The sequence below is a fragment of the Pseudomonas sp. Fl5BN2 genome (assembly GCF_009908205.1).
Classification (GTDB): Bacteria; Pseudomonadota; Gammaproteobacteria; order Pseudomonadales; family Pseudomonadaceae; genus Aquipseudomonas.
This window is the reverse complement of sequence record NZ_JAAARL010000104.1, coordinates 1-396: the sequence shown is the minus strand read 5'-3', so window position 1 is coordinate 396 and position 396 is coordinate 1. Positions and strand designations below refer to the sequence as shown.

Here is a 396-nt window from a genome sequence, read left to right as displayed (position 1 = left end):
CTCTACCCCGACCACCTCATACTTGGGTCGTTAGCTCAGTCGGTAGAGCAGTTGGCTTTTAACCAATTGGTCGTAGGTTCGAATCCTACACGACCCACCATATTCAAGACGAAAAAGCCCACCTGCGAAGGTGGGCTTTTTCGTTTCTGTACCCTTATTTTCCGAATGCTGGCCTGTGGGAAGGAGGAGGGGCCGCTCTTCCAGCCCTGTTTCTCCGACGCCTGGCCTTCCCGCATGGCATTCATCGAGCGTCTGGAGGCGGCGGGCCCTGAGGCCCGGCCGCTCCATCGAACAGGAAGCCTCCCGGTACGGGTACCGGGAGAATCGATTCACAGGTTGTAGTGGCGACCTATCATTGGAACGGTCGCCGCAGCCCCGTATACCGAGTTCCAGGAC

Annotated in this window: 1 protein-coding gene and 1 tRNA gene; one reads left to right on the top strand and one right to left on the bottom strand. The window is 58.1% G+C overall.

Going from position 1 to position 396, the window contains the following annotated elements; translation table 11 throughout:
• Positions 1 to 24 precede the first annotated feature (24 nt).
• Positions 25 to 100 (top strand) — tRNA-Lys (locus GV819_RS32810).
• 229 nt (positions 101 to 329) lie between these two features.
• Here GV819_RS32810 and GV819_RS33975 read toward each other — a convergent pair.
• Positions 330 to 396: hypothetical protein (locus tag GV819_RS33975; protein WP_434738457.1), on the bottom strand; the 67-nt coding region annotated here is incomplete at its 5' end.